The 15,833-nt window shown below is 68.3% G+C and carries 16 protein-coding genes; 8 read left to right on the plus strand and 8 right to left on the minus strand.

The features are described 5' to 3' along the window. Window positions 1-324 precede the first annotated feature (324 nt). The 4 genes from DXK32_RS17020 to DXK32_RS17035 all read left to right on the plus strand — a co-directional run bounded on the left by DXK32_RS17020 (window position 325) and on the right by DXK32_RS17035 (window position 4,529). Window positions 325-954: an isochorismatase family protein gene (locus DXK32_RS17020; protein ID WP_114859609.1), complete on the plus strand. Its 630-nt coding sequence runs from the start codon at window positions 325-327 to the stop codon at window positions 952-954. Window positions 955-1,056: 102 nt separating this feature from the next. Continuing rightward, window positions 1,057-2,457 carry an amidase gene (locus DXK32_RS17025; RefSeq protein WP_247877206.1) on the plus strand — a complete coding sequence of 467 codons (1,401 nt, stop codon included), beginning with the start codon at window positions 1,057-1,059 and terminating at the stop codon, window positions 2,455-2,457. A 33-nt stretch (window positions 2,458-2,490) separates the two neighbouring features. Further along, entirely contained in the window at window positions 2,491-3,774 is a 1,284-nt protein-coding gene (locus tag DXK32_RS17030; RefSeq protein ID WP_114859610.1) for an amidase, read from the plus strand. A 275-nt stretch (window positions 3,775-4,049) separates the two neighbouring features. Further along, window positions 4,050-4,529, plus strand: a complete 480-nt coding sequence (locus DXK32_RS17035; RefSeq protein WP_114859611.1) for a GFA family protein — start codon at window positions 4,050-4,052, stop codon at window positions 4,527-4,529. A gap of 19 nt (window positions 4,530-4,548) precedes the next feature. Here DXK32_RS17035 and DXK32_RS17040 read toward each other — a convergent pair whose 3' ends face one another. Continuing rightward, window positions 4,549-5,322 (minus strand): ABC transporter permease, encoded by a 774-nt coding sequence (locus DXK32_RS17040; RefSeq protein WP_200478491.1) that lies wholly within the window; start codon window positions 5,320-5,322, stop codon window positions 4,549-4,551. After that, the gene (locus tag DXK32_RS17045) at window positions 5,319-6,245 is read right to left on the minus strand and encodes an ABC transporter ATP-binding protein (protein WP_035680117.1); all 927 of its coding nucleotides are present in this window, start codon (window positions 6,243-6,245) and stop codon (window positions 5,319-5,321) included. Before DXK32_RS17045 ends, DXK32_RS17040 begins: the two co-directional genes overlap by 4 nt. Before the next feature lie 226 nt (window positions 6,246-6,471). Between DXK32_RS17045 and DXK32_RS17050 the strand changes: the two genes are divergently transcribed. Further along, window positions 6,472-7,167, plus strand: coding sequence for an HD domain-containing protein (locus DXK32_RS17050; RefSeq protein ID WP_114859612.1), 696 nt, complete (start codon window positions 6,472-6,474; stop codon window positions 7,165-7,167). 57 nt (window positions 7,168-7,224) lie between these two features. Here DXK32_RS17050 and DXK32_RS17055 read toward each other — a convergent pair whose 3' ends face one another. Beyond that, window positions 7,225-7,986: an SDR family oxidoreductase gene (locus DXK32_RS17055; RefSeq protein ID WP_114859613.1), complete on the minus strand. Its 762-nt coding sequence runs from the start codon at window positions 7,984-7,986 to the stop codon at window positions 7,225-7,227. 32 nt (window positions 7,987-8,018) lie between these two features. Beyond that, window positions 8,019-9,200, minus strand: coding sequence for an MFS transporter (locus tag DXK32_RS17060; protein WP_114859614.1), 1,182 nt, complete (start codon window positions 9,198-9,200; stop codon window positions 8,019-8,021). A 135-nt stretch (window positions 9,201-9,335) separates the two neighbouring features. Here DXK32_RS17060 and DXK32_RS17065 point away from each other — a divergent pair, with 135 nt between their 5' ends. Continuing rightward, window positions 9,336-10,259 carry a LysR substrate-binding domain-containing protein gene (locus DXK32_RS17065; RefSeq protein WP_114859615.1) on the plus strand — a complete coding sequence of 308 codons (924 nt, stop codon included), beginning with the start codon at window positions 9,336-9,338 and terminating at the stop codon, window positions 10,257-10,259. Between the two features lie 154 nt (window positions 10,260-10,413). Here DXK32_RS17065 and DXK32_RS17070 read toward each other — a convergent pair whose 3' ends face one another. Beyond that, the gene (locus DXK32_RS17070) at window positions 10,414-10,608 is read right to left on the minus strand and encodes a hypothetical protein (protein WP_114859616.1); all 195 of its coding nucleotides are present in this window, start codon (window positions 10,606-10,608) and stop codon (window positions 10,414-10,416) included. Between the two features lie 250 nt (window positions 10,609-10,858). Between DXK32_RS17070 and DXK32_RS17075 the strand changes: the two genes are divergently transcribed. Beyond that, window positions 10,859-11,467, plus strand: a complete 609-nt coding sequence (locus tag DXK32_RS17075) for a helix-turn-helix domain-containing protein (protein ID WP_114859617.1) — start codon at window positions 10,859-10,861, stop codon at window positions 11,465-11,467. Window positions 11,468-11,545: 78 nt separating this feature from the next. Continuing rightward, window positions 11,546-12,586 carry a DUF808 domain-containing protein gene (locus tag DXK32_RS17080; RefSeq protein WP_114859618.1) on the plus strand — a complete coding sequence of 347 codons (1,041 nt, stop codon included), beginning with the start codon at window positions 11,546-11,548 and terminating at the stop codon, window positions 12,584-12,586. A gap of 207 nt (window positions 12,587-12,793) precedes the next feature. Here the strand turns inward: DXK32_RS17080 and DXK32_RS17085 are convergent, their stop codons facing one another. From DXK32_RS17085 to DXK32_RS17095, 3 genes are all read right to left on the minus strand, one after another. After that, window positions 12,794-14,071 carry a TRAP transporter large permease gene (locus DXK32_RS17085; RefSeq protein WP_114859619.1) on the minus strand — a complete coding sequence of 426 codons (1,278 nt, stop codon included), beginning with the start codon at window positions 14,069-14,071 and terminating at the stop codon, window positions 12,794-12,796. Further along, window positions 14,068-14,586 carry a TRAP transporter small permease gene (locus DXK32_RS17090; protein ID WP_114859620.1) on the minus strand — a complete coding sequence of 173 codons (519 nt, stop codon included), beginning with the start codon at window positions 14,584-14,586 and terminating at the stop codon, window positions 14,068-14,070. The genes DXK32_RS17085 and DXK32_RS17090 overlap by 4 nt, the downstream gene beginning before the upstream one ends. A 175-nt stretch (window positions 14,587-14,761) precedes the next feature. After that, complete coding sequence (locus DXK32_RS17095) at window positions 14,762-15,745, minus strand: C4-dicarboxylate TRAP transporter substrate-binding protein (RefSeq protein WP_114859621.1); 984 nt, start codon at window positions 15,743-15,745, stop codon at window positions 14,762-14,764. Between the last annotated feature and the right edge of the window lie 88 nt (window positions 15,746-15,833).

Raw genomic sequence — 15,833 nt, forward strand, 5'->3', positions numbered from 1 at the left:
GATTTTACGGGCAGCGCTGAGATTTGTCCGGTCTATTTTTGCACACAATCTGCGCTGGACCCTTATGCCCGACCAAATTCGCAGGAATCGTGCCACCCTGCGACAGACCGCCGCAGGCCGCCTATAAATTATTAAAAATCAGCTACTTAACATCTGATTCAGTGGCATTGCTTATGAATACAGCAATATGCATATCTGCGCAAAAGGCGGGCAGAGGCGGGTTTGAAATGGTGAAACTATGGACTTTGAATGCAAAAAAACCTCGTTGTATGCTGGTTGGGCGCCCGTGATGCGGCGTAAAAGCGGAAGAAGGAACCTCCTGAAATGAGCGATCTTTCCATCTACGACCGCCAGGGCATCGGCAAACCGCTCGGCTTCGGCCGCAAGTGCGCCCTCCTCGTCATCGACTTCCAGATCGGTTTCACGCGCGAGGACGCCTTCGGCGGCTTCAACATCAACAGCGCCATCACCGCCACGGGGAAGTTGCTCGGACATGTTCGCCCGCTGGGCATGCCGATCGCCCATGCCTGCTTCATCGCACCGGAGGCGCCGGGCGGCATCGGCCCGTTCGGTGAGAAGATCCCGTCGCTGCTGACCCTGACCGCCGACTCGCCCGACGTCGCCTTCGCTCCGGAGGTCGCGCCGCTGCCCAACGAGTTCATCGTGCGCAAGCAGCACGCCTCGGCCTTCTTCGGCACCGCCCTGTCGTCCTGGCTGCGGGCGAACGCGGTCGACACGCTGCTGGTCACCGGCTGCACGACCTCGGGCTGCGTGCGGGCCAGCGTGATCGACGCCTCCGCCCACGGGCTGCGCCCGATCATCGTGGAGGAGTGCGTCGGCGACCGGGCGGAGGAGCCGCACCGCGCCAACCTGTTCGACATGGGAAAGAAATACGCCGACGTGATGCCGCTGGACGCGGTCATCGCCCATCTGGCGCTGGCGGACGCCGCCTGATCCGGCGGTTCCGTCCCTAAGCGCAACGAAGCGACTTCAACAGGCCGTCGCCGGAGCAGTTCGTCCGAAGCCATCCGGCACGCGAGCGGAAAGCAGCAACGCATGTCCGATCTTTCGACAACGCATCCGGCCCGGTCCGGCGGCGGCAGCCCCTCCATGCCCGGCCCCAGCGAGGCGGAAACCCGCGCCCGCCTGGCCCGCATCGAGAGCCTGAACCCGATCGTCAACGCCCTGCTGGCGGTGGACGCCGACGGGGCGATCCGCCGGGCGCGGGCGCAGGATGAGGCGCGGGCGGCGGGTGACTGGCCCGGCCTGCTGGACGGGGTGACCGTCACCGTCAAGGACTGCTTCGAACTGGCCGGGGAGACGACCAGCTACGGCTCCTCCGCCCGCTTCGCCCGGATGGAGCAGCGGGACGCCCCGGTGGTGCGCCGCCTGCGCGACGCCGGGGCCATCCTGGTCGGGCGCAACAACCTGTCCGAATTCTGCCTGGGCTCGACGAACCAGAACGAGCATCACGGCCCCGGCCGGAATCCCTGGGACACCGGGCGGGTGCCCGGCGGGTCGAGCGGCGGGTCGGCGGCCTCGGTCGCCGCCGGGCTGTGCCGGGTCTCCATCGGCACCGACACCGGCGGCTCCATCCGCATCCCGGCGGCGCTCTGCGGGGTGGTCGGGCTGCGGCCCAGCGTCGGCCGGGTGTCGAACAGCGGCGTGATCCCGTGCAGCGTCGATTTCGACACCGTCGGCCCACTGGCCTACTCCGTCGCCGACGTGGCGCGCGCCTTTGCCGCCATCGCCGGCTACGATCCGGAGGACCCCAATTCGGTCGACGTGCCGCTCGACAATTTCCTTCCGGGTTTAAAGGCGGGGATCGCCGGCACGCGCATCGGTCTGCCGCGCAACTTCTACTTCGACAATGTCCAACCCGCGGTGGCGGAGCGGGTGCGCGCGGCAGCGGCGGTGCTGGAGAAGGCCGGCGCCATCTTGGTGGACATCAGCGTCGAGGACGCCGAGGTGGCGCAGGCCCGCACCGCCTTCTCGCTGCTCGTCGCCGACATGGCGCAGCATCACCTCGACAAGATGGAGACCGCGCCGGAGTCCATCGGGCCGGAGGTGCTGCGCCGCCTGCAGCTCGGCCTGCCGGTGTCGGGCGTGCAGTACGCGGACTCGCGGCGCTGGCTGGCCTCCTGGAAGCTGCGGTTCCGCGCGCTGTTCGAACGGGTGGACCTGATCCTCACCCCGACCACCCCCATCGTAGCCCCGCGCATCTACGACAGCGCCGACATGATCGAGGCGACACGCGCGGTCAGCCGCTTCACCTACGGCTTCGGCGCGCTCGGCCTGCCCGCCATGTCGGTGCCCTGCGGCTTCGACGGCGATGGGATGCCGGTGGGCATGCAGATCGTCGGGCGCTGGTTCGACGAGCCCCTGGTCTTTCGCGCCGGGGCGGCCTTCCAGGCGGCGACCGACCATCACCGTCAGCGCCCCGCCCTGCCCGCCTGATGCCTCCCGCCTGATTTCCCGAAAGGACCCGCCATGGAACCGTTCGAACTCACGGCCAGCGAGGCCGCCCACGCCATCCGCGACGGTCGCCTGACCAGCGAGGCGCTGGTCCGCTCCTGCCTGGAGCGGATCGCAGACCGCGATCCGCAGGTGCGCGCCTGGATCACCGTTGATCCCGCCCTGGCGCTGGCCGCCGCGCGGGAGGCCGACAAACGTCCCGCCGCCGGCCCGCTGCACGGCCTGCCCTTCGGCGTGAAGGACGTGATCGACACCGCGGACCTGCCGACCACCCAGAACTCGCCGATCTTCCAGGGTCACCGGCCCGCCCGCGACGCAGCCTGCGTGGCCATCGCGCGCAGCGCCGGCGGCATCCTGCTGGGCAAGACCGACACGGTGGAGTTCGCCTCCGGCGGGCGCAAGGCGGCGACGCGCAACCCGGTCAACTTCGCCCACACGCCGGGCGGCTCCTCCTCCGGGTCGGGGGCGGCGGTCGGCGACTGGCATGTGCCGCTGGCCTTCGGCACCCAGACCGGCGGCTCCCACATCCGCCCCGCCGCCTTCAACGGCATCTACGGCTTCAAACCGACCTGGGGCGTGGTCAACCGCGAGGGGATGAAGCACTACGCGGTGTCCCTCGACACGCTCGGCTGGTACGGGCGTTCGGTCGGCGACCTCGCGCTGATGGCCGAGGCGTTCCAACTGGAAGGCATGGGCAAGACGCCGCCGGTCACCCTGGCGGGCCTGCGCGTCGGGCTCTGCCGCTCCCCCGTCTGGTCGCGCATCGAGCCGGCGGGCGAGGCGGCGCTGCTGCTCGCCGCGAAGCGGCTGGAGGAGGCCGGCGCGGTGGTCGTGCCCTTCGAACTGCCGGAGGCGTTCTCGACCCTGGCCGAGGTGCAGGACGTGATCCGCCGCGGCGAGGGGCGGGCCTCGTTCCTCGACCTTTACATCAGCGACCGCCACCGGTTGCATCCCGAACTGGCCGACCATTGCGAGCACAACCACGGCATCACCGCCCGCACCCTGACCGAGGCCTACGACGTCGCCGACAGCTGCCGGCCGCGCTTCGCCGCGCTGTTCGAGTCCATCGACGTGATCCTGACCCCGCCCGCGCCGGGCGAGGCGCCGGAGGGGCTGCACAGCACGGGCGACCACATCTTCAATTCGATCTGGACGGTGCTGCACGTCCCCTGCCTCGCCATGCCCTGCGGCCGCGGGCCGCGCGGGCTTCCGGTGGGGGTACAGCTGGTGGCGCCACGCTTCCAGGACGCCGCCCTGCTCGCGATGGCCGAAGCCATGGCACCGGTGGTTGACGTCTGAGGGCCAGTGAAATCCCCTCTCCCCTCTGGGGAGAGGGTTAGGGTGAGGGGGGTGCGCTTGGCGTTACGTCCGGCAAAAGCGCAACCCCCTCACCGGCCCTTCGGGCCACCCTCTCCCCAGAGGGGAGAGGGTTCTAAGGCGCGCATGCTATTGCCTGCCCTACGGCCATCCATGGCTTGAAACAATGCTGCGCGCCCCGGAAACTTTCCCGGACCGGCCGGGTTGGACGGGTGCGGCGCCGCAGCCGGGCGCCCGAGGACGGGAGGAGAGGACGGATGAAGCTCGACGGGTCCTGCCATTGCGGCGCGGTGCGTTTTTCGGTGGACGCCTACGCACCGGTCCCCTACCTGCGCTGCCACTGCTCGATCTGCCGCAAGACGGCGGGCGGGGGCGGCTATGCCATCAATCTGGGGGCCAAGGCCGACACGCTGGAGGTGACGGGGGCGGAGCACATCACCGTCTTCCACGCCCGCATCGACGGGCAGGAAAGCCCCGGCGAGCGGCGCTTCTGCGCGCGCTGCGGCTCCGCCCTGTGGGTGAGCGACCCGCGCTGGCCGGAACTGGTCCACCCCTTCGCCAGCGCCATCGACAATCCCCTGCCGGAGGCGCCGGCCCACGTCCACATGATGCTGGGGTCGAAGGCCAACTGGGTCCCGGTCGAGGCGGGGCCGGGGGACGAGCGCAGCGACGACTACCCGCCGGAATCGCTGGAGGAGTGGCACCGCGCCCATGGGATGCTGGGCGGCGGAGTGTAACCTCCGCCGCCTGGACCGGTCAGTTCTTCAGCTTGTAGCCGGTGCGGAAGATCCACCAGACCGCCGTCAGGCAGAGCGCCAGGAACAGCGCGGTCATGGCGAGGCTGATCCCCACCGGCACGTCGGCCTGGCCGTAGAAGCTCCAGCGGAAGCCGCTGACCAGATAGACGACCGGGTTGAACAGGGTGATCTTCTGCCACAGCGGCGGCAGCATGCTGATCGAGTAGAAGCTGCCGCCGAGGAAGGCCAGCGGCGTGATGACCAGGATCGGCACGATCTGCAGCTTCTCCCAGCCGTCCGCCCAGACGCCCAGGATGAAGCCGAACAGGCTGAAGGTGACCGAGGTCAGCACCAGGAAGGCAACCATCCAAACCGGGTGCTGGATCGAGTAGTCGACGAACAGCCGGGCGGTCAGCAGGATCAGCACGCCGAGGATCATCGACTTGGTCGCCGCCGCCCCGACATAGCCGAGCACCGTCTCGAAGGCCGAGATCGGTGCCGACAGCACCTCGTAGATCGTCCCGGAATAGCGCGGCATGTAGATGCCGAAGGAGGCGTTGGAGACGCTTTCCGTCAGCACCGACATCATCACGAGGCCGGGCACCAGGAAGGCGCCGTAGCTCACCCCGTCCACCGCCGTGAAGCGCCCGCCGATGGCCGCCCCGAAGACAATGAAGTAGAGCGAGGTCGAGATGACCGGCGCCGCGATGCTCTGGAACAGCGTGCGCCAGGTGCGGGCCAGCTCGAACAGGTAGATGGCCTTGACCGCATGAAGGTTGATGGGGGAGGTCATGCCCGCTCCTTCACAAGGCTGACGAAGATCTCCTCGAGGGAGCTTTCCTCGGTGTGCAGGTTCGTGAAATCGATGCCGTGGTCGCCGAGCTTACGGAGAAGCCGGGCGATGCCCGTCTGGTCGTCCTGCGTGTCGAAGCTGTAGACCAGCTCCCGCCCGTCGCCGGACAGGGTCAGGGGGTAGCCGGCCAGCTCCGCCGGGATGGACTCCAGCGGGTTCTGGAGTTGCAGGGTCAGCAGCCGCTTGCCAAGCTTGCGCATCAGCGCGGCCTTGTCCTCGACCAGCACGATGCGGCCGTTGGAGATGACGCCGATGCTGTCGGCCATCTCCTCCGCCTCCTCGATGTAGTGGGTGGTCAGGATGATCGTCACGCCGCTGTCGCGCAGCCGCCCGATCATCTCCCACATGCCGCGGCGAAGCTCGACGTCCACACCGGCGGTCGGCTCGTCGAGGAAGAGGATGCGCGGCTCGTGCGACAGGGCCTTGGCGATCATCACGCGGCGCTTCATGCCGCCGGACAGCGCCATGACCTTGCTGTCCTTCTTGTTCCAGAGGGACAGGTCCTTCAGCACCTTCTCGATGTGGGCGGGATCGGGCGGCTTGCCGAACAGCCCGCGGCTGAAGCTGACGGTGGCCCAGACGCTTTCGAACGCCTCGGTCGTCAGCTCCTGCGGGACGAGGCCGATCAGCGAGCGCGCGGCGCGCCAGTCGCGCACGATGTCGTGCCCGTCGACCGTCACGGTGCCCGCGGTGGCGTTGACGATGCCGCAGACGGTGCTGATGAGCGTCGTCTTGCCGGCCCCGTTCGGTCCCAGCAGGGCGAAGATCTCGCCGCGGCGGATGTCGAGATCGACCCCTTTCAGCGCCTGGAAGCCGGTGGCGTAGGTCTTTTCCAGCCCACGCACCTGAATGATCGGCTGCATGTCTCCCCTCTGCCTGTCGGTCGGCCCGGTCCGGGCGGGCGCCACCTTAACGGTGGGACGGCCCGCGGTCATCGGGCATTCGGCGCGACGCAACCATTCCGGAGAGGGGGGCCCTGATTTCGGAGTCCCGATTCGGGGTGGGGGATGCCCGCCCACAAATGATTTCGGGACAAAGGCCCTGCCCCTCCCCATATTATGTAAAAAGCACGGTAGAGGACGAGCGCTCATGCCAAAAGATGTTGTGCTCAGCGATGTCGATGTTTGGGAAAGCTCCATCACCACATGGCTGCGTTCCAACGCGGCCGAGGACCCGGCGCACGATGTCGACCATCTTCTTCGCGTCTGGCGCACCGCCAAGGCCCTGGCCGCGGCGGAGGCCGAACGGGACGGCGGCCCGCCTTCCGATAGGCCGGCCGACATGCTCGTCGTGCTGGCCGCGGCCCTGCTCCACGACATCGTCAACGTGCCGAAGGACCATCCGGACCGCAGCCGCGCCTCCCGCCTGTCGGCGGACCGGGCGGAGGAGGTCCTGCGCGGCATGGGCTTCCCGGACGCTCTGATTCCCGCCACCCGCCACGCCATCGAGGCGCACAGCTATTCGGCCGGCATCCCGCCGCTGACCATCGAGGCCAAGCTGGTCCAGGACGCCGATCGGCTGGAAAGCCTGGGGGCCATCGGCATCGCCCGCTGCTTCGCCACCTCCGGCCTGATGAAGCGGGCGCTGTTCCACGGCGAGGACCCGATGGCCGAGACCCGCCCGCTGGACGACCTGCAATACGCGCTGGATCATTTCAAGGCGAAGCTGCTGCTGCTCCCCAACACCATGCAGACCCCGGCGGGCCGGGCGCGGGCGCGGGAGCGCGCGGCCTTCCTGCTGTCCTTCCAGGTCCAGCTTCTGGCGGAGATCGCCGGGGACGCTTGACCGCCCCGGGGACGGCGCGCCGGGAACCGGGGCCGTGGCTGGGGCCGATCCCGTCGCTCACTTGCCACCGGTGACGTCGAGGAAGGTGCCGGTGATGAAGGACGCCTCGTCACTTGCCAGCCATAGGATCGCCCGCGCGACCTCCTCGGGCTGACCGCCTCGTCCCATGGGGATCGAGTCCTTGACGCGGTCCACCCGTCCCGGCTCCCCACCGCTCGCATGCATCTCCGTGTAAATGTGCCCGGGGCGGATGGCGTTGACGCGGATGCCGTCCCGCGCGACCTCCTTGGCGAAGCCGATGGTGAAGGTTTCGAGGGCGCCCTTCGAGGCGGCGTAGTCGACATATTCGTTCGGACTGCCGAGCCGGGCCGACGCCGACGAGACGTTGATCACCACACCGCCCCGCCCGCCGTGGCGATGGGACATGCGCTTGGCCGCCTGCTGCGCGCAGAGAATCGGACCGATCGCGTTGACCGCGAAGATGCGCTGCATCCGCTCGACGCCGAGATCCTCGGTCCGGCACTGCCGGGCCAGCACCGCGGCGTTGTTGACCAGGACGTCGATCCGCCCGAACTCCCGGTCGATCGCGGCGAACAGCCGGACGACCTGCGCCGGATCCGCGCTGTCGGCGCGCACCGGCAAGGCGCGGCGCCCCAGAGCCTCCACATCCGCCGCCACGGCACGAGCGGCGGATTCGTTGGCGACGAAGCTGATCGCGACATCGTAGCCCCGCGCGGCGGCAAGCCTTGCGGTCGCCGCGCCGACGCCACGGCTTCCACCCGTTATCAGAATCAGCGGCGCCTGAGGGACGGTGTTCATTGGTATGACCCTTTCCTGTGGTGGCGGGACGGTCATGCGTGTTCGGGCGCGGCGGAAGGCCGGCGGCCCAGATGCGGCCTCAGCGTGAGGACGAGCGGAACGATCAGGGCGGCGGTCGCCGCCGAGGCCAGCACGCCGACCGTCTGGGTGCTGTGATCGGCAATCGCGCCGTAGAGGATCGGCGCCAAGCCCCCGGAACCGATGACACTCGTGTAGAAGACCGCGAAGGCCCGGCCGGTATCGCCGTCGGAAAGCTCCGGCACGGAGCCGTAGAGCACCGACGAGGTGCCGTTGAGCACGATGCCGAGCAACGGCAGCAGGACGAGCGTCGGCGTCAGCGACGTGAACAGCGTCGCCGCGATCAGCACCGCCGTGGCGGCCTCGGTCACCATGACGCTGCCGACGACACCCAGCCGCTCCCCAAGCCGGCTGCACGTCGCCTTTCCGAACGCGCCGCCGACGAACAGCAGGGCGAGGGCTAGACCGACCGTCGCCGTGTCCCCGCCCTGCCCATGGATGAGGAAGGGCAGAAAGAGCAGATAGCCCATGCGGGTCGCCGTATCGAGCGCGCCGATCATGGTCAGGATGCCGAAGCCGCCACGGCCACGGCCGGAGGCCGTCCCCGTCGCGGCGCCCCTGGCGATGGGGGTCGCCGGAGCCAGCGGCACCAGGGCGACCGACAGGGCGAGTCCAAGCGCCGCCATCAGCCCCAGCACCGGCTGCCAGGCGAGGAGCGGCAACAGCACCGCGACGAGCGCCGGCAACGCAGCCTTTCCGAGATCGCCGGAGAAGTTGTAGATGCCGAGCGGATGCCGCGACGCCGCGCCATAGCTGGCGGTGACGAGCATCGAGCCGCAGGGGTGCTGGATGCTCGATCCGATGCCGGCCACGACGAGACCGACGCACAGACCCGCGAAGCCGAACGGCGCCGCCATGATCAGCAAGCCCGCGGACGCGAGGGCGGTCGACAGGATCAGCGCCGCCCGCGGCGACAGGCCGCGCAGCGCCCGGTCGGCCGGAATCTGCAATCCCCCCATCGTTCCGTAATAGAGAGCGCGGACGATGGCCAACGCCGCGTAGGAAAGACCGAACTCCGCCTGCCACACCGGCAGGAAGGCGTAGAGGGCGTCGGTGTACCCGTCATGCAGCGCGTGGGCGAGGCAAGCGCCCGTCAGGTTTTTCTTTTTCCGAGTCCACCGATCCCCCGATTTCATCTTTGTTCGATTCCTCGAAGACGCAACAGACCTTGCTCGGCTGGGACAATCTCAAGGGCATGGTATACGCGTGAGGTTTCATCGACTAGTATGCTTTGAATCACGAATGCCGTTCCTTTTCCTCACGGATCACCCATGCGCCGCCTTCCTCCCTTGAACGCCCTGCGCATCTTCGAGGTCGCGGCCCGGACCGGCAGCTACGCCGAAGCCGGAGCCGAACTCGGTCTCACCCATGGCGCGGTGAGCCGGCAGATCGCGGCGCTCGAAAGCTGGCTCGGGCAGAGGCTCTTCATGAAGGACGGGCGCCGCATGGTCGCGACGCCGATGGCGAGAGTCTTCGCCGCCGAGGTCGGCCTTTCCTTCGATCGTCTGGCCGTCGCGGCGCAAGCCTGTGGCCGCCCCGACGCGCGCCGCATCCTGCGTGTCAGCGCTCCGACCAGCTTCGCGATGCGCTGGCTGATCCCGCGCCTCAACCGGTACCACGCCGACCATCCGCACGTCGAAGTCGCGGTCACGACGGTCTCGACCGTGCTCGAGGAGCTGCGCGGCGGCGTCGACGTGGCGATCCGGCGCGGCGCCGCGCGGGAGCATGTGTGGCCGCAGCATCGCGTCGTCCCGGTGCTGGACGACGTGGACACGCTGATCATGAGCCCGGCGCTGTTCGCGCAACGGCCGATCCTGACACCCGCCGACATCGAGGGACACACGCTGCTGGCAAGCGAAACCCGTGCCGGCGATTGGGCGAACTGGCTCGAGGCGGCAGGTCTGCAACATCTTGCCGGGCGGCCGCGCCGGATGTTCGATCATTTTTTCGTGACCCGTCAGGCGGTGGAGGACGGGCTTGGCATTGGGATCGGCCCGTTGCCGATGCTGGAGATCGACGTTGCCGCTGGAAGGCTGATGACACCGCTGCCGGACATCCGGGTTCCGAGAACGGGGTACGTCGCGCTCATTCCCCGTCAGGCCGATGCCGGAAAGCTGGCCGGAAATCTGGTTGCCGGCTTCGTCGACTGGCTTGTCGGAGAGGCGTGGGGGGAGCGCGGTGGCGGGCCGGGCTAAACCCCGGTGCGCCCGGCCATGGCTGGCGGAGTTCGGAAAAGCTGCCGCGTCCGATGGACGAAACGAAAAAGGACCGCTCCGGAGGAGTCGGTCCTTTTTTCCGGCCCGGATGGGCGGGCCGTCGCGTCGTGGGGCCGAAAGGCCCTGGCGCCGGTCATTCGCGCATCAGCGTCGGCAGGTCGAGCGTCGAGGTGCTGGCCGCCGGGGCGTAGGCGCCGGACGAGACGGCCTGGTATACGATGTACAGCGGAGTGGCCGAGATCCAGGCGCTGGCGAATTCCGTAACACCCTTGGCGATGCTCGACAGAAGGCCGTCGTGATGGCTGTGATGGGCGGAAGCGTAAGCCATGATGTGTCTCCTCTTTGCTGGTGGGGTTATTGTGCCGTGGTATACCCGATACCAGAAGCGCTATGCCCGCAGAGCTGCAAGACCGAAAAATTACAGCTTCCTCAAGCGTTTAGGATCAAAACAGTCGGCTGAACGAACCAAAAAATTGGATACTCCGGTATGACTCTTGCCACATGATTGCGTATGTGTTTGCCGGGGGGATCGCGTATCCTCTCGTCATTACCCCTGGAGATAATCTGGAGAGCCGTCTGTGCCGGTGCATGAGTGGCCGCAGATCGTGCGCGCGTTGCGAAGGCTGCACGGCCTGACCACCGCGCAGTTCGCCGTCATGCTGGCCACCACCGAGGAAACCGTCGCGCGCTGGGAATCCGGCGCCACCCTGCCCGACCCGCGGGAGCAGGCGCTGTTGCGCGACGTGCTGACCGGCCATTTCCGGCACCATCCCACCTTCCTCGGCCTGAAGGCGATGGTGCGGAGCATGGACGAGAAATGCACCCTCTACACGCCGGGGCTGATCGCGCAGGCGGTGTCCCCGCCGCTGGCCCGATGGATCGAGCGGCACCGTTTCGACATCGTCGGCTCCTCGTTGCTGCCACGCATCGACGGCCTGACCGCGGAGATGATGGAGCGCCACGCCCTGCCCATGCTGGAGGGGGCCAGCGACGTCCTGTCGGTCTCCTACAATGACCGGGCCGTGGCCTTCCGCAACGCCGTCATCAACCGGCGGCTGAGCGTCGTCCCGGTGGATGGCGTGCGTGTCCTCGTTCTGGTGGACCGGGTGCTGTATCTGGACGATGGTGCAGACACGCCGGACCCGGATTTCCACATGCTCACCGCCGACGAGTTGGCCGACGGCTGACCGGCCCTTCGAAGGTCCGGCTTGCCCTCGGCCGCGTTGTCTGCTCCATGGACGCCGGTACGGAGGGGAGCCAAAGCCTTGAGCACGGGACTGATCGCATTGCTGGACGATGTGGCCGGGTTGGCGAAGGTCGCCGCGGCTTCGCTGGACGACGCCGCGGGACAGGCGGCGCGGGCGGGGGCCAAGGCCGCCGGGGTGGTGGTGGACGACGCCGCGGTGACGCCGCGCTACGTGGTCGGCTTCACCGCCGACCGGGAACTGCCGATCATCGGCAAGATCGCGCTGGGCTCGCTGAAGAACAAGCTGGTGTTCCTGCTGCCCTTGGCGCTGGCGCTCAGCCTCGTGGCGCCCTGGGCGATCACGCCGCTGCTGATGCTGGGCGGCGGCTTCCTCTGCTACGAGGGGGCGGAGAAGGTGTGGGAGGCGCTGCGCCCCCACGCGGCTCATGAGGACGGCGAGGGGGCGGGCGCCGCCGGGCAGGACGCCGCGCAGTTCGAGCGGGAGAAGGTCAACAGCGCCATCAAGACCGACCTGATCCTGTCGGCGGAGATCATGGCCATCGTCCTGTCGACGGTCGCCGCCGAAACCTCGTCCTTCTGGACGCAGGCGATCGTTCTGGCGGTCGTCGGGGCGGGCATCACCGGCCTCGTCTACGGCGCGGTGGCGCTGATCGTGAAGGCGGACGACGTCGGCCTGTCGCTGGCGCAGAACGGACGCCCGGCGGCCAGCCTTCTGGGGCTTCGCACCCCCTCTCCCGGCGCGCCGGGGGGCGCCGACCGGGCGCTCGCCCCGGTGACGCAGGCGATCGGGCGCGGGCTGGTCAAGGGGATGCCGGTGTTCCTGAAGCTGCTCGCCCTGGTCGGCACCGCGGCCATGCTGTGGGTCGGGGGCGGCATCGTCATCCATGGGTTGGAGGGCTTCGGCCTGACCGCGATCGGGCACGCGATCCACGGCGCCGCGGTGGCGGCGGGCGAGGCCGTGCCGGCGGCGAAGGCGGCGGTGGAATGGCTGGTCGGGGCGGCGGGGGCCGGGGTGTTCGGGCTTCTGCTGGGCGCCCTGCTGATTCCGCTGGTTCACAAGGTGGTCGAGCCGCTCTGGGGCATGGTGACCGGCAAATAGAATGTCGGAAAGCGCGAAGGGGCGGCCCTGCCCGGACCGCCCCTTGGCGTTTGCCCTTCACACGCGGCCCTGCCCCGTTTCCACAATGACAAGGACGCTCCATGGACGGGGCTTGGTGTGCCCGGACCGGCCGTGGGTCCGCCGAGAGATCGGAGCGCCATATACTAGTATATCAGTACCCCGACCCATGGCAAGCCCCTTCCCCCTTCACATCAGCATGTTGGGCAGGAACAGCACCAGCCCCGGCCACAGCGTCAGCACGGCGACCAGCAGGACGACGGTGCCGACGAAGGGCAGCGATTCGACGATGTACTCCTCGACCGGGCAGTCGAGCAGGCTGCACACCGTGTACATCGCCACGCCTACCGGCGGCGTCATCGAGCCCAGCGTGACGATGGTCATCATCAGGATGCCGAAATGCACCGGATCGACGCCCAGCGGCGTGACGATGGGCAGGAAGATCGGCGTCAGCAGAAGGACCAGCACCGTGCTTTCGACGAACAGCCCGGCGATGAACAGGAAGATCAGGATCAGCGTGACCACCAGCAGCGGGTTGGTGGTGAGCTGGGTCATCGCCTCGGCGATGGTCTGGGGCGCCTGCTCGAAGATGATGGCGTAGCCGACCATGCCCGAGAACAGGATGATGAGCATGATCAGGCCGGTGTCCACCACCGCTTCCTGAAGCGCCTCGGCCACCGCGGCCCAGGTCAGCTCCTTGTGCAGCAGGAAGCCGACGACGGCGGCGTAGACGACAGCGAAGGCGCCGACCTCCGACGGGGTGAACAGGCCGCCGCGGATGGCGAACAGCAGGGCCACCGGGAACAGCAGCGCCCATTTGGCGTCGGCCACCGCCCGCCACACGGCGCGCAGGGTCGGCCGCTCGGCCATCTCGGGACGGTAGCCGCGGCGCTTGGAAATCAGCCACACCGTCACCATCAGCCCGGCCATCATCAGCAGGCCCGGAATGACGCCGGCCAGGAACAGCCGGCCGATCGACACGTTGCCGACGAAGCCGTAGAGGATCAGCCCCAGGCTGGGCGGGATGGTCGCGGTGATCAGCGAGCCGACCGCGATGGTCGCCGAGGTGAAGCCCTTGGAATAGCCGCGGGCGATCAGGCTGGGGCCGAGGATGCGGGCCTCCATCGCGGCGTCGGCGACCGCCGAGCCGGAGACGCCGCCCATCAGCGTGGACAGCACGATGCAGACCTGCGCCAGCCCGCCGGACATCCAGGAGACCAGCACGTTGGAGCAGTTGATCAGGCGGCTGGTGATGCCCGTCCGGTTCATCATGTGCCCGGCGAGCACGAAGAAGGGCACGGCCAGCAGCGGGAAGCTCTGCGAGGCCGAGGCGACCTGCTGCACACCGATGGACATCGGGATGATGTCGTTGGTGGCGAAGAAGGAGAAGCCGGCGATGCCGATGGCGAAGGCGATGGGAAGCCCGAAGGCCATCAGCGCGAAGAAGGTGACGGCAAGCAGGGTCACGGCACGACCTCCTCGATGTCGCCGGATTTGGGGGCCGGGGCGAAGACCGGCTTGGGGTGGCTGCGCAACTCGCGCAGGGTGTCCAGGATCTGCCCGGTCAGCGTGATGGCGAGCAGCAGGCAGCCCACCGGCACCGCAGCGGTGACGAAGGCGTAGCTGATGCCGCTGTCGCCGAACTGGCGTTCCAGGTTCAGCATGGTCAGGCGGTAGCCCATCACCGTCATGGTGACGAGGAAGGCGAGAACCAGAACGCCCAGCACGACATCCAGCATGGCCCGGCTGGAGGCCGGCAGGCGCTTGACCAGATAGTCGATGCCGATGTGGGCGCGCTTGCGCAGCGCCATGTCGGCGCCGAGAAAGGCGACCCAGACGAACAGGAGCTGCGCCACGTCCACCGACCAGACCAGGGGATGGCCGAACCAGCGCATGACGCCGGCGGCGAAGACGAGCAGAACGATGGCGGCGAGGAGAAGCATCGCCAGGACGGCTTCCCCCTTGTGAAACAAGGACGACATGATGGCGGTCCCTTGATGGCGGAAGGTGACGGCGGACAGCGTCGCATGCGGGAGAGGTGCTGGCCCCCACCCCGGCCCTCCCCCGCTCCCGCAGGGGAGGGAGAAGTCGTCCCCTCCCCTGCGAGAGCGGGGGAGGGTCAGGGAGGGGGCAAGGTCAGCGCGAACCGACTCCGCGTCAGTTCTGCAGCAGCTTCTCCACTTCCTTGTGGAGTTCGGCGTAGCCCAGCTTCTCGTAGACCGGCGCGGTGGCGTTGCGGAACGGGGTCACGTCGATCTCATCGATCGTCATGCCCTTCTCCTTCATCTGCTTCTCGAAGTCGGCGAGCGACGCCTGGGTGGCGCGCGACGCGCTGTCGCCGGCCTTCAGCGCCTCTTCCTTGAGGATCGTCTGCTGCTCCGCCGGCAGCTTGTCGAACCAGGCGGCGCTGGTGACGATGCCGGTGATCAGGTTGATATGGCCGGTCTTGGTGACGTGGTTGGTCACCTCGTAGAGGCGGGACCCGAAGCTGGCCGGGTGCTGGGCCTCGACGCCGTCGATCACCTTCTGCTGCAGGCCGGTGTAGACCTCCGACCAGCCCATCGGCGTGGGGGTGGCGCCCATGGCGCGGATCGTCTCCATCCACACCGGGGCGCCCGGCGTGCGCATGCGGATGCCGGCGAGGTCTTCCGGACCCTTCACCGGCTTGTTGGTCAGCAGGTGGCGCTCGCCCTGCCACCAGTTGAAGGACAGCACCTGATGGCCCGACGCCTTGCGCAGCTTGTCCGACCACTGGTCGAACAGCGGCGAGGTGACGACCTTGCGGATGCCGTCGTAACCCTGGGCGAGGTACGGGCCGCCCAGAACGCCGAACTCCTTCACGAAGACGGCGAGACGCCCGCCGTCGACGACCACCGCGACTCCGGCGCCGGCGCGGGCCTGCTCCAGCACGTCCTCGTCCTTGCCGAGTTGCGAGCCGGGGAACAGGCGGACGGCCATCTTGCCGCCGGACCGCGCCTCGACGTTCTTCTTGAACTCCTCCAGCCCGCGGTAGAGCGGGTCCTGCTGGGCCAGCGCCGTGTTGACGCTGAGCGTGTAGTCGGCGGCCATAGCGCCGCCGGCAACGGTGGCGAGCGCAAAGCCAAGGGCGGCGACGCGCCAGGTGCGGGTGATGATGCTCAATGCTTCCTCCCTTTGAGGACAACGCCTCTTGCACGGAGGCGATTGTTCGGTACGCGACTGGTATGGTAGTATACAAGAATGGTGTTGT

Source organism: Azospirillum brasilense (assembly GCF_003349955.1).
Classification (GTDB): Bacteria; Pseudomonadota; Alphaproteobacteria; order Azospirillales; family Azospirillaceae; genus Azospirillum; species Azospirillum brasilense_B.